Annotated in this window: 22 protein-coding genes; 18 read left to right on the forward strand and 4 right to left on the reverse strand. The window is 66.5% G+C overall.

Features of this window, described 5'->3' with window-relative positions; translation table 11 throughout:
• From E0L93_RS13465 to E0L93_RS13495, 7 genes are all read left to right on the forward strand, one after another.
• Positions 1–829, forward strand: an 829-nt coding sequence (locus E0L93_RS13465) for an ABC transporter substrate-binding protein (protein ID WP_132692602.1), incomplete at its 5' end; no start/stop codon positions are given.
• Between the two features lie 21 nt (positions 830–850).
• Complete coding sequence (locus tag E0L93_RS13470; RefSeq protein WP_132692628.1) at positions 851–1714, forward strand: branched-chain amino acid ABC transporter permease; 864 nt, start codon at positions 851–853, stop codon at positions 1712–1714.
• Entirely contained in the window at positions 1711–2736 is a 1026-nt protein-coding gene (locus E0L93_RS13475) for a branched-chain amino acid ABC transporter permease (protein ID WP_243638238.1), read from the forward strand. The genes E0L93_RS13470 and E0L93_RS13475 overlap by 4 nt, the downstream gene beginning before the upstream one ends.
• Positions 2733–3488, forward strand: coding sequence for an ABC transporter ATP-binding protein (locus tag E0L93_RS13480; RefSeq protein ID WP_132692603.1), 756 nt, complete (start codon positions 2733–2735; stop codon positions 3486–3488). The genes E0L93_RS13475 and E0L93_RS13480 overlap by 4 nt, the downstream gene beginning before the upstream one ends.
• On the forward strand, positions 3481–4182 hold the full coding sequence (locus E0L93_RS13485; RefSeq protein WP_132692604.1) for an ABC transporter ATP-binding protein: 702 nt from the start codon (positions 3481–3483) through the stop codon (positions 4180–4182). The genes E0L93_RS13480 and E0L93_RS13485 overlap by 8 nt, the downstream gene beginning before the upstream one ends.
• Positions 4183–4239: 57 nt before the next feature.
• Positions 4240–5412 carry a 4-hydroxybenzoate 3-monooxygenase gene (pobA, locus tag E0L93_RS13490; protein ID WP_132692605.1) on the forward strand — a complete coding sequence of 391 codons (1173 nt, stop codon included), beginning with the start codon at positions 4240–4242 and terminating at the stop codon, positions 5410–5412.
• 28 nt (positions 5413–5440) lie between these two features.
• Positions 5441–6661 (forward strand): CynX/NimT family MFS transporter, encoded by a 1221-nt coding sequence (locus tag E0L93_RS13495; protein ID WP_243638239.1) that lies wholly within the window; start codon positions 5441–5443, stop codon positions 6659–6661.
• A gap of 10 nt (positions 6662–6671) precedes the next feature.
• Here E0L93_RS13495 and E0L93_RS13500 read toward each other — a convergent pair whose 3' ends face one another.
• The 4 genes from E0L93_RS13500 to E0L93_RS13515 all read right to left on the reverse strand — a co-directional run bounded on the left by E0L93_RS13500 (position 6672) and on the right by E0L93_RS13515 (position 11020).
• Positions 6672–8291 (reverse strand): acetate--CoA ligase, encoded by a 1620-nt coding sequence (locus tag E0L93_RS13500; protein WP_132692607.1) that lies wholly within the window; start codon positions 8289–8291, stop codon positions 6672–6674.
• A 58-nt stretch (positions 8292–8349) separates the two neighbouring features.
• On the reverse strand, positions 8350–9540 hold the full coding sequence (gene ilvA / locus E0L93_RS13505; RefSeq protein ID WP_132692608.1) for a threonine ammonia-lyase: 1191 nt from the start codon (positions 9538–9540) through the stop codon (positions 8350–8352).
• A gap of 77 nt (positions 9541–9617) precedes the next feature.
• The gene (locus E0L93_RS13510) at positions 9618–10625 is read right to left on the reverse strand and encodes an amidohydrolase family protein (RefSeq protein ID WP_132692609.1); all 1008 of its coding nucleotides are present in this window, start codon (positions 10623–10625) and stop codon (positions 9618–9620) included.
• Positions 10622–11020: a metal-sulfur cluster assembly factor gene (locus tag E0L93_RS13515; RefSeq protein WP_243638240.1), complete on the reverse strand. Its 399-nt coding sequence runs from the start codon at positions 11018–11020 to the stop codon at positions 10622–10624. Before E0L93_RS13515 ends, E0L93_RS13510 begins: the two co-directional genes overlap by 4 nt.
• A gap of 134 nt (positions 11021–11154) precedes the next feature.
• Here E0L93_RS13515 and E0L93_RS13520 point away from each other — a divergent pair, with 134 nt between their 5' ends.
• The 11 genes from E0L93_RS13520 (at position 11155) to E0L93_RS13575 (ending at position 21842) form a co-directional block, all read left to right on the forward strand.
• Positions 11155–12330 carry an acetyl-CoA C-acetyltransferase gene (locus E0L93_RS13520; RefSeq protein WP_132692610.1) on the forward strand — a complete coding sequence of 392 codons (1176 nt, stop codon included), beginning with the start codon at positions 11155–11157 and terminating at the stop codon, positions 12328–12330.
• On the forward strand, positions 12327–12854 hold the full coding sequence (locus E0L93_RS13525) for a gamma carbonic anhydrase family protein (protein WP_207890503.1): 528 nt from the start codon (positions 12327–12329) through the stop codon (positions 12852–12854). The genes E0L93_RS13520 and E0L93_RS13525 overlap by 4 nt, the downstream gene beginning before the upstream one ends.
• A 483-nt stretch (positions 12855–13337) precedes the next feature.
• Positions 13338–14513 (forward strand): acyl-CoA dehydrogenase family protein, encoded by a 1176-nt coding sequence (locus tag E0L93_RS13535; RefSeq protein WP_132692612.1) that lies wholly within the window; start codon positions 13338–13340, stop codon positions 14511–14513.
• A gap of 1 nt (position 14514) precedes the next feature.
• Complete coding sequence (locus E0L93_RS13540) at positions 14515–15120, forward strand: 2-hydroxychromene-2-carboxylate isomerase (RefSeq protein ID WP_132692613.1); 606 nt, start codon at positions 14515–14517, stop codon at positions 15118–15120.
• Between the two features lies 1 nt (position 15121).
• Positions 15122–15331 (forward strand): hypothetical protein, encoded by a 210-nt coding sequence (locus E0L93_RS13545; RefSeq protein WP_132692614.1) that lies wholly within the window; start codon positions 15122–15124, stop codon positions 15329–15331.
• 162 nt (positions 15332–15493) lie between these two features.
• Positions 15494–17062: an acyl-CoA mutase large subunit family protein gene (locus tag E0L93_RS13550; RefSeq protein WP_424511430.1), complete on the forward strand. Its 1569-nt coding sequence runs from the start codon at positions 15494–15496 to the stop codon at positions 17060–17062.
• 45 nt (positions 17063–17107) lie between these two features.
• Positions 17108–17509, forward strand: coding sequence for a coenzyme B12-dependent isobutyryl CoA mutase small subunit (gene icmB, locus E0L93_RS13555; RefSeq protein ID WP_132692616.1), 402 nt, complete (start codon positions 17108–17110; stop codon positions 17507–17509).
• Positions 17510–17615: 106 nt separating this feature from the next.
• On the forward strand, positions 17616–18389 hold the full coding sequence (locus E0L93_RS13560; RefSeq protein ID WP_207890504.1) for an enoyl-CoA hydratase/isomerase family protein: 774 nt from the start codon (positions 17616–17618) through the stop codon (positions 18387–18389).
• 136 nt (positions 18390–18525) lie between these two features.
• A complete protein-coding gene (locus E0L93_RS13565) occupies positions 18526–19533 on the forward strand; it encodes a thiamine pyrophosphate-dependent dehydrogenase E1 component subunit alpha (protein ID WP_132692618.1) in 1008 nt (335 codons plus the stop codon).
• A gap of 3 nt (positions 19534–19536) precedes the next feature.
• The gene (locus E0L93_RS13570) at positions 19537–20523 is read left to right on the forward strand and encodes an alpha-ketoacid dehydrogenase subunit beta (protein WP_132692619.1); all 987 of its coding nucleotides are present in this window, start codon (positions 19537–19539) and stop codon (positions 20521–20523) included.
• A gap of 11 nt (positions 20524–20534) precedes the next feature.
• The gene (locus tag E0L93_RS13575; RefSeq protein WP_243638242.1) at positions 20535–21842 is read left to right on the forward strand and encodes a dihydrolipoamide acetyltransferase family protein; all 1308 of its coding nucleotides are present in this window, start codon (positions 20535–20537) and stop codon (positions 21840–21842) included.
• The last annotated feature ends 21 nt before the right edge of the window (positions 21843–21863 follow it).

Below are 21863 nucleotides of genomic sequence, written 5' to 3' on the forward strand. Positions count from 1 at the left end.
GCGGGATGGGGTGATCCTGATCAACTCCAACGCTGCGGCCAACGAGCTCTCCTGGGAGCAGAAGAGCGACTACGCCTACCGGGTCTCTTTCTCCAACTACCAGAACGGTTCGGCCGGCGCCCGCTACATCGCCGAAAACGTGGGCCGGAGGGCCTTCACCATCGGCATGGACTACGTCGCCGGCTACGAGGCCATAGAGGGCTTTACCCTCGCCTACGAGGAGGCAGGTGGGGAGGTGGTGGGGGAGGTTTTCTCGGCTCCGGGCACCACGGACTTCGCCACCTACCTAAACGACATGCGGCGGGCCGAGCCTGAGGTGGTGTTCGCCTTCCTCTCCGGCACCGACGCCATACGCTTCATCCAGCAGTACGACAGCTTCGGCCTCAAGGGCCAGATACCGCTCACCTCGACATTCGAGCTCGGGGACCCGCTCGTCACCGGCCCCGCCGGCCAGTCGGCCGAGGGCATAATCTCCGGCTCTCACTACCTGCCCGGCATAGACAACGAGACCAACCGCCGCTTCGTCGAGGAGTTCCAGAGCAAGTATGGGGAGCTGCCCGATGGATTCAACTGCCAGGGGTACGATTCGGGGCAGGTCATAGCAAGGGCGGTAGAAGAGGCGGGGAGCACCGAGCCCGAGGCTCTAATAGAGGTTTTGAGGGGGATCTCCATAGAGAGCCCGCGCGGTCCTATAACCATAGACCCTGAGACCAACAACCCCATCCAGAACTACTACATAGGCCGCAACGTGTGGGACGGGGAGAGGATAGAGGTTGAGGTCATAGAGACCATCGAGGAGGTCGCCATGCCCGCCAGTCCTCCGAGCTAGGCCGGGGGTGGCGTTTTGGATATCTCCTTTCTGGTCGTACAAATTCTGACGGGGCTGGCCTACGGGATGCTGCTCTTCATGATCTCCGTCGGGCTTTCAGTGATCTTCGGGCTCATGGGGATCGTGAACCTGGCTCACGGGGTCTTCTTCGTGGTGGGGGCATATCTCGCGCTCTCGGTGCTCGATATGGGGGCGAACTTCTTGGTCGCTTTGGGGGTAGCCATGCTCGCCATGGCGCTCCTGGGGGTTATGATAGAGCGGTTTCTGCTCTTCCGCTCCTACGGCAACGAGCTGAACCAGGTCCTTCTGACGTTCGGGCTGGCCTTCGTCCTTGCGGACGTCATCAAGATGATCTGGGGTGCCAGGCTGCAGTCGCTGCCCACACCTGCGGTGCTGGATTTCTCCGTCACGCTGGCCGGTATAACCTTCCCGACCTACCGTCTGGCGGTCGTGCTGGTGGGATGTATCGTGGCCGTCGTTCTGTGGTATCTGGAGACCCGGACCCGTACCGGCGCCATCATCCGGGCCGGGGTGGACGACCGGGAGATGGTCTCCGCTCTGGGGATCAACATAACGCTGGTCTTTGCCGGGGTGTTCGCGTTTGGCGCGGCGCTGGCGGGGATGGGCGGCGTGCTCGGAGGCCCCATACTCGGGATGTACCCTGACATGGGCTTCGATATCCTGGTTCTCTCCCTGATCGTCGTTGTTCTGGGCGGGCTCGGGACCTGGAAGGGAGCCTTCGTCGGCGGGATACTGGTGGGGATGGTGCAGATCTTCGGTCAGGCCTACTTCCCCTCCCTCTCCCTGGTCATCGTGTTCTTGCTGATGGCAGTCGTGCTGTTGATCCGGCCCTCCGGACTGTTCGGAAGGAGTCACGCAACTTGATAGGACGGCTCTCAGGAAGGCGCGTACCCTGGCCCGGGGTGGCGGTCCTCACTCTGCTGGTGCTGTTGCTTCCGCTGGTGCTGCCGCCCTTCGGGGTCGGCATAGCCACGGAGGTCTTTATCATGGCGATCTTCGCCATGAGCCTCGGGCTGATCCTGGGCTATGCCGGTCTGGTCTCCCTGGGGCACGCAGCTTTCTTCGGAGCCGGGGCATACACCGTGGCTCTCCTGGGGCAGTACGTCTTCAACACCTATCTGCTGCTGCTGTCTGCCACGGCCGTGGCCGCTCTGCTCGCTGCCATATCGGGGGCACTCTTCTTCCGCTCGACGGGAGCGTACTTCCTGATGCTCACGCTGGCCTTCTCTCAGGTTCTGTTCGCCGTGGCCTTTCAGGCCGAGCCCATCACCGGCGGGGACGACGGCATGAGCGTGGTGGCTGTGCCCGATCTGGGCTTCGGGGAGATCGTCGGCGAGCTGGGGCTCTACTACATGATGGGGTTCGCTTTTCTGGGGTGTTACCTGTTGCTGCGGCTCTTCGTGGCCTCGCCTGCCGGGAAAGTGGTAAAGGGCATAATGGAGAACGAGCTGCGGATGCGGGCCCTGGGCTACAACACATTCTCCTACAAGCTCTTCGTGTATACCCTCGCGGGCGCGATGGCCGGGTTCGCCGGAGCTCTCTACGCCTACTTCAACTTCTACGTTACGCCGGATCTGCTAGGATGGGTGCTGTCTGGGCAGGCCCTGATCATGGTCATCATCGGCGGCGTCGGAACCCTGCTGGGTCCCGCTCTCGGTGCGGCATTCTTTATCGTGGTGCAGAACTACGCCAGCTTCTACACGGAGTACTGGGCTCTGGTGCTGGGCCTCATCTTCATCATCTTCGTACTCCTGGGGCGGGGCGGGCTGATGCACCTTCTCCGGGCGGTCTGGAACAGGACCCTCCCCAGCCGGTTCAGAGAGCGAGAAGATGAGATGGAGCCTGAGGAACCTGCCGCCGAACATCAGAAGGAGAGAACGCCGTGAGTCTGCTGGCGGTGAACGGCGTAAGCAAGGCCTTCGGCAGCCTGCAGGTGCTGAGGGACGTCTCTCTTGAGGTGCAGCCGGGACAGCGGCACGTCATCATAGGGCCTAACGGGGCGGGGAAGACCACCGTCTTCAAGTGCATAACCGGTCTTCTGCCCGCCGACTCCGGCTCGATAGCCATCGACGGCACGGACGTCACCGGTATGCCCGCACACTCCCGCGTGTCCCTGGGTCTGGCCTGCACCTTCCAGAAGACCAACCTGTTCAGCGAGCTCACGGTTGAGGAGAATCTCCATCTGGCGGTAACCGCCCGCAAGCCGTACCGGTTCCGGATCTGGAAGCCGCTCTCCTGGTATGAGGATCTGCAGCGGGATACACGGGAGTTGCTTCAGGAGTGGGACCTCTGGAGCCGCCGCAGGCACCGGGTGGACGAGCTCTCCTACGGGGAGCAGAGGATACTGGAGATCGTGCTGGCGCTGGCCTCCAAGCCGAGAATCCTCTTGCTGGACGAGCCGACCTCCGGCATGTCTCCGGCGGAGACCGCCCGGACCACGAGCCTGATACAAGAGATGCCGCGCTCGGTAGCGCTCCTGGTCATCGAGCACGACATGGACGTGGTCTTCTCGATCGCCGACTACATCACGGTCCTGCACCACGGCGAGGTCTTCCTGAGCGGCCCCCCGGAGGAGGTGCGCGGCGACGAGCGGGTGCGGGAGATATACTTCGGAGGAGGGGCGAGACCGCATGCTTGAGCTGGAGGACGTTCACACCTACTACGGCACCAGCCACATCCTGCAGGGGCTCTCCTTCTCCGTTCCGGAGAGGAAGTGCGTGGCACTGCTGGGGCGGAACGGGGCCGGGAAGACCACGGCCATCCACTCCATAGCCGGGCTCACTCCTCCCCGCCGGGGAAGCATCCGCTTCATGGAGCGGGAGATCGCCGGGCTGCGCCCGCACAAGATCGCCCGGCTGGGCGTCGGGCTCGTACCGCAGGGGAGGCGCATCTTTCCGTCGCTTACGGTGGAGGAGAACCTGATCATAACCAACCGCCAGAGCCCCGACGGGGCGGAGAACTGGGATCTGACAAAAGTCTACGAGCTGTTTCCCGCGCTGCGCGAGCGCGCCTCCAACATGGGGAACGAGCTCTCGGGCGGCGAGCAGCAGATGCTGGCCATAGCCCGGGCTCTGATGACCAACCCCCGATTCCTGCTCATGGACGAGCCTTCGGAGGGCCTGGCCCCGGTTATCATAGAGCGCATCGGGGATGTCGTTCTCCGCTTGAAGGAAGCCGGGCTCTCCATCCTGGTGGTCGAGCAGAACGTCTCTCTGGCCTGCAGCGTGGCGGACGAGATACTGATCATGAACAAGGGCCGCATCGTGTGGCGGGGGAGCCCGAAGGAGCTGCTCGCCGACGAGCCGGTGCAGCACAAGTACCTGGGAGTGTAAAGAGAGTTCTGTTACGCTCCTTTTCTACGGCGGTGAGGTACGGGTAAGGAGGGGCGCATGCGCACACAGGTGGCGATAGTGGGCGGCGGGCCCGCGGGGCTCTTGCTCTCCCATCTTTTGCATCTGCAGGGCATAGACTCCGTCGTGCTGGAGCGCCGCAGCCGCGAGGAGCTGGAGGCGGAGATCCGGGCCGGGGTGCTGGAGCAGGGCACGGCGGATCTGCTGAACGAGATCGGGGTAGGGGAGCGGATGATGGAGGAGGGGGCCCGCCACCGCGGGATAAACCTGCAGTTCGGCGGCCGCCGGCACCGCATAGACTTCCACGCCCTCGTCGGCCGGGGGATCATGCTCTACGGCCAGCACGAAGTGGTGAAGGACCTCATCGCCGCGCGGCTTGCGGCCGGCGGGAAGATCATATTCGAGGCCGAGGGCGTGGGTGTGCGGGATCTCAAATCGGAGGGGCCGAGGGTGCTGTTCCGCAAGGACGGGGAGGAAGAGGAGCTCTCCTGCGACTTTGTCGCCGGGTGCGACGGGTTCCACGGCGTGTGCCGCCCGTGCATCCCGGAGTCCGCCTGCGCCACGTACGAGCGGCGCTATCCTTTCGGATGGTTCGGCATCCTGGTGAAGGCGCCGCGCTCCTCAGAGGAGCTTATCTACTGCCTCAACGAGCGGGGTTTCGCCCTGATCAGCACGCGCTCGCCAGAGATCCAGCGCATGTACTTCCAGTGCGACCCCGAGGACGACGTTGCCAACTGGCCCGACGAGAGGATCTGGGAGGAGATGCACGCCCGGCTGGCCAACGACGAGGGGTGGGATCTGATCGAGGGCGAGATCATCCAGAAGGGCATCGTGCAGATGCGTTCCTTCGTCATAGAGCCGATGCAGTACGGCCGGCTGTTTCTGGCCGGGGATGCGGCGCACATCGTCCCGCCGACCGGAGCCAAGGGGATGAACCTCGCGGTCGGCGACGTCCGCGTGCTGTCCCGGGGGCTGGCCGAATACTACTCTTCCGGCCGGACCGATCTCCTGGATGCGTACACGCGGACCTGCCTCGGGCGGGTATGGAAGGCGCAGCGCTTCTCGTGGTGGATGACCTCCATGCTGCACCGCTTCCATCAGGAGGACGAGTTCCGCTACCGGCTGCAGCTCGCCGAGCTGGACTACGTGACGTCTTCCCGGGCCGCCTCGGCGAGTCTCGCCGAGAACTACACCGGCCTGCCGGTGGAGTGACGGCGGGTTAGAGAGGCTGCGCGCGGCATTGCCCGGGTCCCTGCGGGAGGTGCGGCGTCCCCTCCGGGCTGCGCTGCTCCTGGCAGGCATAGCCCTTCTGGGCGCGAACCTGAGGGCCTCGATCACGGCGGTAGGCCCCCTGCTGGGAGAGATCCGGGAGAGCACCGGCATCTCCGGCGGTCTGGCGGGATTGCTCACAGCCCTGCCCATCGTCGCTTTCGCCGCTCTCTCGCCGCTCGCTCCGGGGCTCGCCCGCCGGTTCGGACTGGAGCGGGTGCTGTTCGGGAGCCTCTTGCTGCTCGCGGGCGGGATCCTGCTGCGATCGGCCCCGCCGGTCGCCACTCTCTTTCTGGGCACCGCCGTGCTCGGCGTGGCGATCGCGGTCGGCAACGTGCTCCTGCCGGGTATGGTCAAGCGGGATTTCCCGAATCACGCCGGGCTCGTGACCGGCGTGTACATCACCGCCATGAACGTGAGTGCCGCTCTCGCCACGGGCCTGAGCGTGCCGCTGGCGTACCAGGCCGCTCTGGGATGGCGGGGAGCACTGGGGTGCTGGGCCATGCTCGCGGTGGTAGCAGCCTGCGTCTGGCTCCCCCTTCTGCGGAGGAGCCGCCGGCCCGGCGCCGGGGCGCAGGCTCTCCGCTTCTTCGGTCTGTGGAGATCGCCGCTGGCCTGGCAGGTGACGCTGTTTATGGGCCTGCAGTCGGTCGTCTTCTACGTCTGCATCACCTGGCTTCCCGACATCCTCCGCGGCTACGGCCTCGACGCCGCTCAGGCGGGCTGGATGGTCTCCCTGATGCAGTTCGTCAGCATCCCGGCCGCGCTCTTCGTGCCCATCCTGGCCGGACGATTGCGCTCCCAGCGCGGGCTCGCGGCGGCGGCCGCCGCTCTGAGCGGCACCGGCACCCTGGGGCTGCTGCTCGCCGGAAGCACCGGCGCCGCACTCTGGATCACGCTCCTGGGTCTCGGGCAAGGGTCCTGCATCAGCCTGGCTCTCACCCTCTTCGCCCTGCGCGCGCCCGACGCCCGGCACGCCGCCGAGCTCTCGGGCATGGCCCAGGCCGTAGGATATGCGCTGGCCGCTCTGGGACCGCCCCTCTTCGGCCTCCTGTACGATGCAACGCGGGGTTGGACGATCCCTCTGGCGGTCCTGCTGGCCGTTACGGTGTGCCTGCTCTTCCTTGGGCTCGGTGCCGGGAGGAACGCTTACGTCACTTCCGCCGGTGCTGCCCCCCGCTCAGAACGCTGATGCTGGCGCCTCAGGCGCTACCGGCGCGTTCGGCCTCGCGCTGGCGCAGCTCGACGCGCCGGATCTTGCCGCTCGCGGTCTTGGGCAGCTCGTCTATGAACTCTATGGCGCGCGGGTACTTGTACGGAGCCGTTATCTTCTTGCAGTGCTCCTGGATGTCCCGGACCAGCTCGTCGCTCGGCTCGTAGCCGGAGGCCAGAACCACGTACGCCTTCACGATGCTGCCCCGGTCCTCGTCCGGAGCGGCGACGACCGCGCTCTCGACCACCGCCGGGTGCTCTATGAGGGCGCTCTCGACCTCGAACGGCCCGATCCTGTACCCGGCCGAAAGGATGACATCGTCCGCCCGGCCCATGAACCAGAAGTAGCCGTCCTCGTCTTTTGTGGCCCGGTCGCCGGTTATGTAGTACTCGCCCCGGAACACCGCCGCGGTCTCATCGGGCTGCTTCCAGTACTCCTTGAAGAGGGCCGGGATCCTGCCCCGGAGCGCTATGTCACCCGGCTCTCCGGGCGGGCACTCCTCGCCTCGCTCGTCTATGATGCGCACGTCGCAGCCGGGAGAGGGCTTGCCCATCGAGCCGGGGCGCACTTCTAATCCCGGGAAGTTCCCCACGAGCAGCGTGTTCTCCGTCTGCCCGTAGCCGTCGTAGACGGTGATCCCCTGAGCCTCCTTCCAGCGCTCGATGACCTCCGGGTTCAGGGGCTCGCCGGCAGAGGTCGCGTGCCGCACCGAGCTCAGGTCTACCTCGGCGAGCTCCGGGCGTTTGGCGACGAGCCGGTACTCGGTCGGGGCCTGGCAGAGGACCGTGATCCCGTACCGCTCTATGAGCCGCAGCCGCTCTACGGGGTCGAAGCCGCCCTCGTGCATGAAGATCTCCGTGCCCCAGCTCCACGGCCCCAGGAAGACGTTCCAGATGCTCTTGGCCCACCCCGTCCCGGCGGTGCACCAGAGCCGGTCGCCCTCCTGAAGGTCCAGCCAGTAGTAGGCCTCCATCCTCTTGGCGTGCGTGTAGCCATGGGTGTGCAGCACGCCCTTGGGGTTCTTGGTGGTCCCGGAGGTGTAGAGGAGGTAGGCTCCCTCGTCCGAGCCCGTGTCCTCGGCGGTGAACTCCTCGGAGGCCCCGTCCATCAACCCGTCGTAGGAGTTCCAGCCTTCGCGCTCGCCGCCGACGTAGAGGTAGTGCTTAACGGAGGGGATGTGGTCCCGGATCTCCTCCACCTCCTCCACGCCGCCCGCGCCGGATATGATGGCCACCGAGCCGGAGTGTTCCGCGCGGAACTCCAGGTCGTGCGCCCGGAGCTGGTCGGCGCAGGGGATGGCGATGGCCCCGACCTTCAGGAGCCCGGTGAGTACTACGTGCCACTGGGGGACCTTGCCCAGCAGCACCATAACCCGGTCGCCCCGCTCGATGCCCAACTCGCGCGCGGCGTTGGCGAAGCGGTTGGAGAGGCGGGAGATGTCCCGGAAGGTGAAGCTCTCCTCCTCGCCGTTCTTGCCGAGCCAGAGCAGGGCCGGACGCTCCTCTTCCTCCGCCCGGCGGTCTATGACGTCGCGGCCGAAGTTGAAGCGCTCCGGCGTCTCCCAGCTGAAGCTTGCATAGGTGCTCTCGTAGTCCCCGATGTTGGGCATGCGGCCTCCTCTCCCGCGCTTCCCCTGTGCGGTTATTGGATCTTACACCCCTGATATTTCAGCTGCAAACGGAGCCCGCAGGGGACCGGTTGAGGCGGTAGCCCGCCTTAAGGAGGGCGCTGCGCACCTTATGGGCGTGCTCCCGGTTGCGGGTCTCCAGCGTGAGCTCGACCTCTACCTCGTTGACGGGCAGCGTGAGCCCGATGCGGTGGTGCACGACGGAGACGACGTTCACGTTCATGTCCGCCAGCACCTTAAGAGCTCGCTGCAGCTGTCCGGGCCGGTCCTGCATCTGCACCCGGACGAAGAGGTAGCGCCCCGCGCCCTCCAGCCCGTGCCGGATCACCTGCGCCAGCAGCCCGGGGTCTATGTTCCCGCCGGAGACGACCAGCACGCTGGTGCCGCGGGAGGGCACCTTCCCCGCGAGCAGTGCCGCCAGCGGCAGGGCTCCCGCGCCCTCCACCACCTGCTTGGTGCGCTCCAGGTGCAGCACGATGGCCTCGGAGACGGACTCCTCGTCCACGTAGACGATCTCGTCCACAAACCGGTCTATTATGGGGCCGGTCACCTCGCCTCTGACGTCCACCGCCGTCCCGTCCGCGATGGTCGCCCGGGGCTCGGCGGGGCGGACCCCGACCACCTCAACCTCCGGTTTCAGAGCCTTGACCGCCACGGCTATCCCGGAGATAAGCCCCCCGCCCCCGACACCCACTATGATCCGGTCCGCGTCCGGGACGTCCTCGCAGATCTCCAGCCCCACCGTGCCCTGGCCGGCGACTATGAGGGGGTCGTCGAAGGGGTGGATCTGGACCGCTCCGGTCTCGGCCCGCAGCCGTTCGGCGCGCTCCAGCGCCTCTTCGACCCGGCCTCCGGCCAGCACGACCTCCGCGCCGTACTCCTCGGTGGCCTCCACCTTCGGGAGCGAGGCGTAGGACGGCATCACGATGGTGGCCTTCACGCCCAGAAGGCTCGCCGCGAGCGCCACCCCCTGCGCGTGGTTCCCGGCGCTCGCCGCGATGACGCCCCGCTCGCGCTCTTCTTTGCTCAGGCGCAGGATGCGGTTGTACGCGCCCCGGATCTTGAACGACCCCGTGCGCTGCAGGTTCTCGGATTTGATGCGCACCTCGCATCCAAGCCGCTTAGAGAGGTTGGCCGAGTACAGAACGGGAGTGCGGTGAGCCACGCCTCTGAGGGCTCCGGCAGCTTCCCGGATCTCCTCCAGCCCCACCTCTGTGCGGGTCTTGCCCATAGCCACTACTTTGTAGCACATTTCGGAAACGGCAAAACGGAGGGCGGCGGGGAACCCGCCGCCCCCCGCTAACGGCGTCAGGCCGCGCTGTTGAGCCGCTGTTTGAGATCCTCCGGGTCCATGCCGTGCAGGCGGGCCAGGTTCTCGCCCAGGATCTTGCGCTTGGCCTGCTCGGTGAGCTGCGGGTAGCCGTAGCCCTCCACGAGGTCCTGCGGGATCTCGAAGTTCCAGAAGGCCTCCAGCGCCCATCTGGGGTGGAAGATAGGGGCCTCGGAGCCGTAGACGATCTTGTCCTCCCCGCACCAGAAGAGGAGCTTGCCCAGCCACTCGGCGAACTGCCGCGGCGAGCGCACCACGAAGTTGATGGTCGCCGCCAGCGAGGCGTAGAGGTTCGGGTAGCGCACGAGCTGCCAGCACGTCTCGTCGATGAACGGCAGGCCGACGTGGAAGATCACGAAGTTTATGTCCGGGAAGTTGGCCGCCGCGCCGTCCATGTCCCAGGTCTGGGTGGCCTCTACCGGCTGCGGGCCGAGCGGCACCCCCTTGTGAACCCCGATGAGATTCACCCCCATCTCCCGCGCCTTCTCGTAGACCGGGAAGGCTATCTGCGGGTCGTCCATCCGCCAGGGGAAGGGCTCGCCGTAGTCGTAGCGGACGTTGTAGAACTTGAACGCCCGGGCCCCGTACTCCTTTACCTGCACCTCCATCAGGTCCAGCGCCCGCTTGCCCTCCAGCGGGTTTACCGTGCCCCACAGAACGGTCCGGTCCGGGTCCTGTTGGGCCAGCTCGGCGCACCGCTCCCAGGGCGAGAGCCCGTCGTGGAAGAGGTCGGTCAGCGGCAGCGGCATGGCGACCAGCATGTCCGTCTCCGACTCGCGGTAGACCATCTCGCTGATCTCCTCCGGCCGCCACTCCCGCAGGAACTCCTCCGCGCTCAGCTTGGGCTCGTCCTCGGGCGTGAGCACGGTGTGAAACGCGTACAGGTGGTTGGCGAACATCTCGCCCGCGCTGCCCAGATAGTTGCTCGAATCGAAGTTGAAGGGGTGAGCCACCCCGTCGAAGACCAGAACGTCACCATCTATCATGCGCTCTCTCCTCTCAGCCGCGCCTCGCGCAGCGGCGCCAGCTTCTCCAGCGGGAGCCGCAGCTTCTCCCGCGCCTCCTCACTCATCCTCTCCGGACTCCAGGCCGGCTCCCACACTACCTCGACCTCGACCGAGTCCACCCCCGGCAGAGCACCCACCTCGTCCCGGATCATCTCGTCCAAACGCGCCGTAAAGGGACACCAGCCGCTGGTCAAGACCAGCTCTATCCTCACCCGCCGGTCCCGGATCTCCAGGCTCTCGATCAGACCCATGTCCACGACGCTGATCCTGCGGTCCTCGCAGCACGGGTCATAGCACTCATCCAGAGCCCGCATCACAGCCTCCCGCCCGGGAGGCGGCAACCCCTCCGCGGCGAAACCCGACGCCTCAACCACAGACGACTCCTTCCCTCGCCCTTATAGGAACAACGGTTACATACTACTCTTGGCGGTAGCCGGTGTCAATGCGGTTCCGGCGGGCGTGAGGTATCCTGTCTGCGCGGGTTATTCTGGCAGCAAAGGAGAGGGTCTTGGAACGGGCTGTCATTCTGGGCGCGGCGCGCACGCCGTTTGGGAAGTTTGGCGGGGCGCTGGCTCCTTTAAGCGCGCCGGAACTGGGCGGGATCGCCATCCGGGAGGCGATAGACCGCTCCGGCGTGGAGGACGTGGAGATAGAGCACTCCATCTTCGGCATCGTGTTGCAGGCGGGGGTTGGCCAGATCCCCTCGCGGCAGGCCAACCACCGGGCGGGTCTGCCGTTCTCGCTCACCACGGAGACGCTGAATCAGGTGTGCGCTTCGGGCTTGAGGAGCGTGACGCTGGCGGAGACCCTGATCCGGGCCGGGGACTACGGCGTGGTTCTGGCCGGCGGCATGGAGAGCATGACGGGCGCGCCGTACCTGGTTCCCAAGGCGCGCTGGGGCGTCCGGATGGGCGACGCGGAGATGGTGGACGCCATGATCCACGACGGTCTCTACGACTCGTTCGAGCGGGCGCAGATGGTCACGTTCGGGTCGGAGATCGCCAAGGAGAAGGGCGTCTCGCGCGAGGCGCAGGACGAGTGGGCCTACCGCAGCCACAAGCGCGCTGCGGCGGCGACCGAGGAGGGCCGGCTGGCCGAGGAGATCGTGGGCGTCAAGGTGCCGGGCCGCAAGGGGCGGGTGAACTTCGTGGAGGCCGACGAGGCCATCCGCTACGACGCCGATCTGGAGAAGATGCGGGCGCTGCCGCCGCTGGAGGAGGGCGGTACGGTCACGGCCGGCAACGCTCCCGGCGTCAACGACGGGGCCGGGGCGCTCGTGCTGGCGAGCGAGAGCTTCGCCGAGCGCAGGGGGCTGGAGCCGCTGGGCAGGATCGTGGCGCACGCGAAGGTGGCCGAGAACCCGCCGTACCTTCTGACCGTGCCCGGCAACGCCGGGAAGGAGGCGCTCCGGAAGGCCGGCTGGAGCGCGGACGAGCTGGACCTCGTGGAGATCAATGAGGCCTTCGCCAGCGTCGCCATCCACTCTACGGAGATCCTGGGCGTGGACCCGGAGATAGTGAACGTCAACGGCGGTGCGGTCGCTCTGGGCCACCCGATAGGTGCCTCCGGGGCGCGCATCCTGATGACGCTCTGCTACGAGCTCCGGCGCCGGGGCGGCGGCCGGGGGCTGGCCGCGATCTGCTCCGGCGGCGGCCAGGGCGACGCCGTGGTGGTGGAGGTGTGAGGCCCCTGATCTCGGCTCTGGGCGGGGTCCGGCCCGAGATACCGCCTTCCGCCTGGGTCGCTCCGGGGGCGTATGTGCTCGGGGCGGTGACGCTGGGCGAGGAGGCGAGCGTGTGGTACGGCTCGGTGCTGCGCGGCGACATCGAGCCCATAACCGTGGGGGACCGCACCAACATCCAGGACGGCTGCGTCCTGCACACCGACCGGGGCCACCCGCTGATCATCGGGGCGGGCTGCACGGTGGGCCACAACGCCGTGGTGCACGGTTGCGAGATAGAAGACGGCTGCCTCGTAGGCATGAGCGCCACCATCCTCACCGGCGTGAAGATAGGAGGGGGCTCGATCGTCGGGGCCGGAGCCGTGGTCACCGAAGGCAGCCGGTTCCCGCCGCGCAGCCTCATCCTCGGTGTCCCTGCCAGGCGCATCGGCGAGGTCTCCGAGGAGCAGGCCGCGAGGATCCCGCTCGGGGCGGAGCACTACACCGAGCACGCCGCCCGCCACCGGGAGGGATTGAGCGAGCTTTAGGACGCTGCCGGCAAGGCGCGCCCTATATCTTCGGGCAGGTCTACTAGAACAAAGTAGCTAGAAGGGTAGAGATAATCTTCACCTGACTCGTCCACGACTCTCAGCAGGTTATGTTCGGCGTCAGAGTCGGGAATAAGCTGGTAGACCTTGCGCGTTTCTAGAGAGGCTCCGTAGTCGTCGTTGCGGATACAGGTCGCAAATTGCGTGTCGGAGGCTTGACCCTTCATAGATTAGTCCAGGGGGTACTTGATCTTCATCTCTTTCTTGCCGATACCGTGGGCCTCGTACCAATGCACCTCCGCCGAATGTATCGTACCACCAGATAACCTTACCGTAGCCACCCCCTTGAGTTTTCGCCAGCGAGCGGAACCGTAGAACTTTCGCAGTCGCGGAGCCTAGTAGATCGGGCCGTCCCGCTCAACCCGGCCCGGCCGCCGGTATAATTACCACCGCAGTTTCCGGGGCCGAGAGGAGTTGCCGGTAATGAACTTCGAGCTTACTGCGGAGCAGAGGAAGATCAAGGAGCGGGCGGCGGAGTTTGCCGACAGGGAGGTCGCGCCGCACGCGGCGGAGCTGGACCGGGAGGACCGTGTCCCGCACGACACGCTGGAGAAGCTCGCCGGCATGGGCTTCATGGGTCTCTGCGTCCCGGAAGAGTACGGCGGCGCGGGCTCGGACTTCCTCTCCTACGTGCTGATGCTGGAGGAGCTCAGCCGGGCCGACGCCGGGGTCGGCGTGACGGTCGCGGTGCATACCAGTGCCGGGACGCTGCCCATCCTGAACTACGGCACTGAAGAGCAGAAGGCGCGCTGGGTCCCGGACCTGGCGCGGGGGGCCGCGCTCTCCTGCTTCGCGCTCACCGAGCCTGGGGCCGGGTCTGATGCCGCCGCGATAGAGGCCAGAGCGGAGCGGGTGGACGGCGGGTACCGCATAACCGGGCACAAGCAGTGGATCACGAACGGCCGGGTGGCCTCTACCATGATCCTCTTCGCCCGTGCTCCCGGAGGGATTACGGCCTTCATCGTGCCGATGAGCGCGGAGGGCATCTCCTTCGGCAAGCACGCGAAGAAGATGGGCGTGATCTCCGCCACCACCGATGACGTTCTGCTGGACGGCGTCTTCGTGCCGGAGGAGGACCGGCTCGGTGAGGAGGGCGAGGGCCTGAAGGTCGCGCTCGGCACGCTGGACACCGGGCGCGTCGGGATCGCGGGCCAGGCCCTCGGGATCGGTGAGGCGGCCTTCCGCTATGCCGCCCGGTACGCCGCGGAGCGCAAGACCTTCGGCCGGCCCATAGCCGAGCACCAGGCCGTAGCCTTCAAGCTGGCCGAGATGCAGACCGCTCTTGAGGCCGCCCGGTTCGTCACCTACCACGCGGCATGGCTCAAGGACCGGGGCCGGCGGCACACCGAGGCCGGGGCGCGGGCCAAGCTGCTGGCCTCGGAGACGGCCAACCGGGTCGCCTTCGACGCCCTGCAGATCCTCGGCGGCAAGGGGTACATGAAAGACGAGAGCCCGCTGGAGAGGATCTACCGGGACGCGCGGGTGACCGAGATCTACGAAGGGACGAGCGAGATCCAGAAGATCGTCATCTCCCGCGGCATCCTGCGCGAGGTGCAGAGCGAGGTGGCGGCCGCCGCGCTGCCGAAGAACGTGAGCTGAGATGGCGCGGGTAGAGTTCTTCTTCGACCTTGTGAGCCCGTACTCGTACCTGGCGCAGACCCAGATCCGGCGCATCTGCGCCGGGCACGGGGCCGAACTCATCTTCCGGCCCTTCCTGCTCGGCGCGGTCCACAACGCTACCGGGAACATAGCCCCCGCCGCCGTCCCGGCGAAGGCGCGCTACCTCCTGCGCGACCTCCGGCGCTGGGCCAAGTACTACGGCGTCCCGCTGAACTTCCCCAGGCCCTTCCCGTTTACCACCGTGGCCTCCATGCGGGCGGCCTGCTGGTGCGAAGAGCAGGGAAACCTGGACGACTTCGTGCGCGAGGGCTTCGACGCCTACTGGGTGGACGGGAAGGGCCCGAAGGGCACAGACCGGAGGGACGAGGCGGAGCCGCTGCGCGAGATCGCGCGCCGCATCGGGGCGGACCCGGATAAGCTCGCAGAGGCGGCAGCCGCGCCGGAGTACAGGGACGCCCTGCGCGAGAGCACCGAAGAGGCGGTCAGGCGCGGGGCCTTCGGAGCCCCGACCTTCTTCGTGGACGGCGAGCTCTTCTGGGGCAACGACCGCCTGCACTTCGTGGAGCAAGCTCTGGAAGGGAGGTAGATTGCCGGTAGACAGAAACCGCCCGGCGAAATACGAGGTGGGAGACACGGTGCGCCTCAAGGCCACCCGGCAGCCCGCGAAGGTGCTGGAGGTGCGGCGCGCCGAGTTCATCCCAGACTACGTGTACAAGCTGCGCATCCTCGCCGAGCCCCCGGCCCGGCCCTACAACCTCTCCGTCCCAGAGCACGACCTCACGGACTACGAAGACTAAGAAACCCCTGCTTCAAGGAGCATGCGCGGCGATGTTATAGTATGGAACGGAGTCGTTGAGCGAGCACGGGAGACTGCATTGGAGACCAGGAAGAAGACCGCCCGCGAACGTTGGGAAGAAGCATACAAGGCCAAGCCTGAACGCGAAGCAGAGTTCTCCACCATGTCCGGTGTTCCGGTCAAGCCCCTATACACGCCGGAAGATCTGGGACCGGACTTCGACTACGAGGAGAAGCTGGGTTATCCTGGCGAGTATCCCTACACCCGCGGGGTGTATCCCAACATGTACCGCGGCCGGCTCTTCACCATGCGGCAGTTCGCCGGCTACGGGACGGCGCGGGAGACCAACCGGCGCTTCCGGTACCTTTTGGACCACGGCCAGACCGGTCTTTCGGTCGCCTTCGACATGCCCACGCTCATGGGCAAGGACTCTGACGACCCGATGTCGCTCGGGGAGGTCGGGCGCGAAGGCGTGGCCATAGACTCCCTGGAGGACTTCGAGGAGCTCTTCGAGGGCATCCCGATGGACCAGGTCTCCACCTCCATGACCATCAACGCTCCGGCCATGGTGCTGCTGGCGATGTACGTGGCCACGGCCGAGAAGCAGGGTGTGCCGCCGGAGGCGCTGCGGGGCACCAACCAGAACGACATCCTCAAGGAGTACCAGGCGCAGAAGGAGTGGATCTACCCGCCCGAGCCCTCCATGCGCATCTTCAAGGATATGCTCGTCTACTGCACCGAGCACATGCCGAAGTGGAACACGGTCTCTATCAGCGGCTACCACATCCGGGAGGCCGGTTCCACGGCCGCTCAGGAGCTGGCCTTCACGCTCGCCAACGGCTTCGCCTACGTGGAGGCCGGCATAGAGGCCGGGCTGGACGTGGACGACTTCGCGCCGCGCTTCTCGTTCTTCTTCAACTCGCACATAGACTTCTTCGAGGAGATCGCCAAGTTCCGCGCCGCAAGGCGCATCTGGGCGAACGTCATGAAGGAGAAATACGGGGCCAAAGACCCCAGAAGCATGCTCATGCGCTTTCACACCCAGACGGCCGGCGTCTCTCTGACGGCCCAGGAGCCGGAGAACAACATCGCCCGCACGGCGTTCGAGGCGCTGGCGGCGATACTCGGCGGCACGCAGAGCCTGCACACCAACTCTTTTGATGAGGCTCTGGCGTTGCCGACCGAGAAGGCTGTCAGGATCGCGCTGCGCACGCAGCAGATCGCGGCGCTTGAGACGGGGGTCACCAACACCATAGATCCTCTGGGCGGCTCGTACTTCGTTGAGGCGCTCACCGACGAGCTGGAGCGCCAGGCGTACGAGTACTTCGACCGCATCGAGGAGTTCGGCGGCGTTATCCCGGCCATCGAGGCGGGCTACATCCAGCGCGAGATCGCCGAGGCCTCCTACCGCTACCAGCGCGAGCTGGAGGAGAAGAAGCGGTTCATGGTCGGCGTGAACATCTACGAGCCGCAGGAAGAGGCCGAAATCGAGATCCTGAAGATCGGCATGGACGTCGAGCGCCGGCAGGTCGAGCGCGTCAAGAGCCTCAGGGCCCGGCGGGACAACGAGCTGGTAAAGCAGCGTCTCAGGGAGCTCAAGAAGGCCGCCACCGGTGAGGAGAACCTGATGTACCCGATCATCGACGCCGTAAAAGCCTACGCCACCGAGCAGGAGATCTGCGACGCGCTCAAAGAGGTCTTCGGCGAGTACCGCGAGACCCCGGTCTTCTAGGGTAGAATTTCAGGAACCGGAGGTTTCTGAGGAGGAGCGCAAAAGATGGCAGAGAAGATCCGCGTCGTGGTAGCCAAGGTCGGTCTGGACGGACACGACCGGGGAGCGAAGGTCATAGCCCGCGCGCTGCGGGACGCCGGCATGGAGGTAATCTACACCGGGCTGCACCAGACTCCCGAGCAGGTCGTGGAGACCGCCATCCAGGAGGACGCCGACGCCATAGGCGTCTCCATCCTCTCCGGAGCGCACATGACGCTGCTGCCCCGGATCATAGACCTCCTCAAAGAGAACGATGCGGAGGACATACTCGTCTTCTGCGGCGGTACCATCCCCAAAGACGACATCCCCGTGCTCAAGGAGAAGGGCGTCAGAGAAGTCTTCACCCCCGGCACACCGACCTCGAAGGCCGTCGAGTTCCTGCGCCGGGCGGTGCCGGTGGGGACCTAGAGAGATCGCGGCGGCCGGCGCTCCGGCCGCTCTCTTCGTGTGCGCCGCTCCTGCGGGCTCGGCTATCATGTCGCTGACGGTCGAGGACTACCGGAGGAGGAGTATTTTGGAGTTCGTGAGGGTCGAGCGCGAGGACGGCGTGGCCGTTCTGACCATAGACCGGCAGGAGAAGCTGAACGCGTTGAACCCGCAGGTGGTGGAGGAGATCGGGGCTTCGCTGATGGAGCTGGAGAGCGACCCGCCGCGGGTTGTGATCGTGACCGGCGCGGGAGAGCGGGCCTTCGTCGCCGGAGCGGACATCGGGGCTATGAGCGAGATGAGCCCGGTGGAGGCGAAGCGGTTCGCCGAGATCGGGCACGCTGCGATGGCGCTGCTGGACCGCACGCCCGTGCCCTCCATCGCGGCCGTCAACGGCTATGCACTGGGTGGGGGGTGTGAGATCGCGCTCGCCTGCGACATCCGCATCGCCGCCGAAAACGCCGTGCTCGGCTTCCCGGAGGTTACCCTCGGCATCCTGCCCGGCATGGGCGGTACGCAGCGTCTGCCGCGCCTGGTCGGTCCGGGGCTCGCTAAGGAGCTGATCTTCACCGGCCGCCGGATAAGCGCCGGAGAAGCGAAGGAGCTCGGGCTCGTGAACCGGGTCGTGCCGCAGGGCGAGGCGCTCTCCGCCGCGAAGGAGCTGGCCGCCGAGATAGCCGCCAACGGGCCCGTGGCCGTGCGGTACGCCAAGGCCGCGGCGAACAAGGCGCTGGACGTGGACCTCGTCAGCGGTCTGGAGTACGAGGCCGACCAGTTCGCCCTCCTCTTCTCGACCGCCGACGCGAAGGAGGGGATGGGAGCGTTCATGCAGAAGCGCAAGGCGGAGTTCAAGGGAGAGTAGAGCATACCATGCAAGGCGCCGGCTCCGGCGCCGGATTTTCGGGTATGATATACAAGATACGGGCGGTGGGGTTTGGGGTGCGAACCTGCGGAGCCCACCGCAGCCGCAAGCAACGCTTCAGGAGGAGTGCAGGCCCATGGCTATCAGGGAGACGCAGCGCCGGCACGAGGCGCTAGGTCTGGACGAAGACGACCTACTAAGGATGTATCGCCACATGCTGCTGGCCCGCCGGGTGGACGAGCGCATGTGGATTCTAAACCGGCAGGGCAAGGCGGCCTTCGTAATATCCTGTCAGGGTCAGGAAGCGGCGCAGGTAGGCGCCGCTTACAACTTGCGGCCCGGCTACGACTACGTCTACCCGTACTACCGGGACGCCGGGATCGTGATCACCCTGGGCATGACTGCCCGCGACCAGCTCCTGAGCCTGCTGGCCAGGGCGGAGGATCCAAACAGCGGCGGGCGCCAGATGCCGGGGCATTTCTCCAGCCGGGAGCTGAACATCGTGACCGCCTCGGCCCCGATCGGGGTGCAGTACCCGCAGGCGGTGGGGAGCGCCATGGCCTTCAAGATGCGCGGCGAGGACGGTGTGGTGCTCGCCTGCGGCGGCGAGGCGTCGACCAGCGAGGGAGACTGGCACGAGGCGATGAACTTCGCCGGCATCCACGACCTGCCCGTGATCTTCCTCATCCAGAACAACGTCTACGCCATCAGCGTTCCGGAGAACCTGCAGGTCGCGGGCCGCATCGTGGACCGGGCGGCCGGGTACGGGTTCCCGGGCGTCGAGGTGGACGGCAACGACGTGCTCGCCGTCTACAAGGTGGCTAAAGAAGCCTTCGAGCGGGCCCGCCGGGGCGAGGGGCCGACCCTGATCGAGGCCAAGACCTACCGGATGACGGCTCACTCCTCGGACGACGACGACCGGCGCTACCGGGAGCGGGAGGAGGTCGAGGAGTGGCGCAAGAAGGACCCCATCCTGCGCTTCAAGCAGTACCTGCACGGCGCCGGCGTGCTGGACGACGCGAAGGAGCGGGAGATAGAGGAGGAGATCCGGGCCGAGGTGGACGAGGCCACCGAGTATGCCGAGAACGCGCCCTACGCCGACCCCGAGAGCGCGATGCGCTACGTGTACGCGGAGGAGGAGTAAGCGATGGCTACCCGGAGCCTGGTTCAGGCGATCCACGACGGCCTCGCGGAGGAGATGCGGGCCGACGAGACCGTGATGGTGATGGGAGAGGACGTGGGCCGGGCCGGCGGCGTCTTCCGGGTCACCGAGGGGCTGCAGCAGGAGTTCGGCCCCTACCGGGCGCTGGACACCCCGCTGGCCGAGAGCCTGATCGTGGGGGCGGCCATCGGGCTGGCCGCCAACGGCATGAAGCCGGTGGCCGAGATCCAGTTCGCCGACTTCATCCCGCCGGCGTTCGACCAGATCGTGAGCGAGGCTGCCAGGTTCCGCTACCGCTCCAACAACGCGTGGAACTGCCAGATCACGGTCCGGGCCCCCTACGGCCACATCCCCGGCGGCGCGCTCTACCACTCCCAGAGCGTGGAGGCGTGGTTCTGTAACGTGCCGGGTCTGAAGGTCGTCGCTCCCACCTATCCGGCCGATGCCAAGGGCCTGCTGAAGGCCGCCATCCGCGACCCCGACCCGGTCATCTTCTTCGAGCACAAGAAGGCCTACCGGCTGCTCAAGCAGGAGGTGCCCGAGAACGACTACACCGTGCCCCTGCGCAAGGCGAAGGTGCACCGCGAGGGTACGGACATGACGGTGGTCTCCTACGGCGTCATGCTGCACCTGGTGCTGGAGGCCGCGGAGAAGCTGGCGGGCGAGCACGGGATCGAGGTCGAGGTCGTCGAGCCCCTGACGCTCTACCCGCTGGACAAGGCGACGATTCTGGAGTCCGCGCGCAAGACCGGCAAGTTCCTGGTGGTCTCCGAGGCTAACCTGGAGGGTTCGGTCTCGGGCGAGATAGCGTCCATCGTGGCCGAGGAGGCGTTCGAGTGGCTGGACGGGCCCGTGATGCGCCTCGGCGCGCCGAACGTCCCGGGCATCCCGTTCGCCAAGCCGCTGATGGACTGGTACGTGCCGGACCTGGAGCGGATACAGGGCAAGATGCTGGAGCTCGCCCGGTACTAGAGGAGGAAGAGGTGGCGAAGCCCGTAACCATGCCCCAGCTGGGGGAGAGCGTCACCGAGGGCACGCTCTCCCGGTGGCTGAAGTCTGAAGGGGATGAGATACAGAAGTACGAGCCTCTCTGCGAGGTCGTCAACGACAAGGTGGACACCGAGGTGCCCTCGCCGCTGGCCGGCAGGATCGAGAAGCTCCTCATCCAGGAGGGCGAGACGGTGGACGTGGGGACCGAGATCGCGCTCATCGCCGTCGAGGGCGAGGCGGACGAGACGCCCGCCGAGCCGCCGGTGGACGAGGAGGCCCCGGAGCCCGAGGAGGCGCTGGCGGCAGCTCCGGCGGCTCCCGGCGGGGACGGCCGCGAGTCGCTGGCGGAGAAGAGCGCCGAGGAGCTCCGGCTGACCCGCTCCTCGCCGGTGGTGCGGAGGCTCGCCGCCGAGCACGGGATAGACCTGCGGCAGATCTCCGGCTCCGGCATCGGGGGCCGGGTGACCAAGAAGGACATACTCTCCTACATCGAGGAGCTGGAGAAGGCTCCGGCTGCGCCCTCGGCGGACGGCGAGCGGGAGGAGCGGGCGCCCGCCGCCGTTGCCGAAGAGCCGCGCGAGCGGGTCGCACTCTACGAGGGCGACGAGATCGTGGAGCTCACCAACATCCGCCGGGCGATCGCATCCCGCATGTCCCGAAGCAAGCGTGAGGCTCCGCACGCCTGGACGATGGTCGAGGTGGACGTGACCGGGCTCGTCGCATTGAGGGAGAGGCACAAAGAAGAGTTCAGGCGCCGCGAGGGCATAAGCCTAACCTACCTGCCGTTCATTATCAAGGCGGTCGTGGAGAGCCTGAAGGAGCACCCTGTTCTGAACTCGGTCTGGGACGGGGACCGGATCGTCTTGCGGAAGCAGATCAACGTCGGCGTCGCCGTGGACCTGGAGGAGGGTGCGCTCGTCGTCCCCGTGATAAAAGAGGCCGACAGCTACGGCATCGTGGGCCTCGCCCGCAAGGCGAGCGAGCTTATCAAGAAGGCCCGCGGCAAGAGCCTCTCCCCCGACGATATCACGGGCGGCACGTTCACCGTCAACAACCCGGGCGCTCTCGGGTCTGTGATCTCGACCCCGATCATCAACTACCCGCAGGCGGCGATTCTCTCGGCGGAGGCTATCGTCAAGCGGCCGGTGGTGCTGGAGAACGACGCCATCGCCATCCGCAGCATGATGAACCTGGAGGTCTCCTTCGACCACCGGGTGCTGGACGGCGGCGCGGCCCTGCGGTTCCTGAACGCGGTCAAGGGGCGGCTGGAGAGCTACGGGCCGGAGAGCGGCGTAAGCTAGGCTTCTCGAGCCGGGGCAGCC

Source organism: Rubrobacter taiwanensis (assembly GCF_004337705.1).
Lineage (GTDB): Bacteria > Actinomycetota > Rubrobacteria > Rubrobacterales > Rubrobacteraceae > Rubrobacter_C > Rubrobacter_C taiwanensis.

Coding starts and splice junctions, on each gene's coding strand:
- E0L93_RS13485 (WP_132692604.1), top strand. CDS start 3,481: ATGCTTGAGCTGGAGGACGTTCACACCTACTACGGCACCAGCCACATC.
- pobA (WP_132692605.1), top strand. CDS start 4,240: ATGCGCACACAGGTGGCGATAGTGGGCGGCGGGCCCGCGGGGCTCTTG.
- E0L93_RS13500 (WP_132692607.1), bottom strand. CDS start 8,291: ATGCCCAACATCGGGGACTACGAGAGCACCTATGCAAGCTTCAGCTGG.
- ilvA (WP_132692608.1), bottom strand. CDS start 9,540: ATGGGCAAGACCCGCACAGAGGTGGGGCTGGAGGAGATCCGGGAAGCT.
- E0L93_RS13510 (WP_132692609.1), bottom strand. CDS start 10,625: ATGATAGATGGTGACGTTCTGGTCTTCGACGGGGTGGCTCACCCCTTC.
- E0L93_RS13535 (WP_132692612.1), top strand. CDS start 13,338: ATGAACTTCGAGCTTACTGCGGAGCAGAGGAAGATCAAGGAGCGGGCG.
- E0L93_RS13540 (WP_132692613.1), top strand. CDS start 14,515: ATGGCGCGGGTAGAGTTCTTCTTCGACCTTGTGAGCCCGTACTCGTAC.
- E0L93_RS13550 (WP_424511430.1), top strand. CDS start 15,494: ATGTCCGGTGTTCCGGTCAAGCCCCTATACACGCCGGAAGATCTGGGA.
- icmB (WP_132692616.1), top strand. CDS start 17,108: ATGGCAGAGAAGATCCGCGTCGTGGTAGCCAAGGTCGGTCTGGACGGA.
- E0L93_RS13565 (WP_132692618.1), top strand. CDS start 18,526: ATGGCTATCAGGGAGACGCAGCGCCGGCACGAGGCGCTAGGTCTGGAC.
- E0L93_RS13570 (WP_132692619.1), top strand. CDS start 19,537: ATGGCTACCCGGAGCCTGGTTCAGGCGATCCACGACGGCCTCGCGGAG.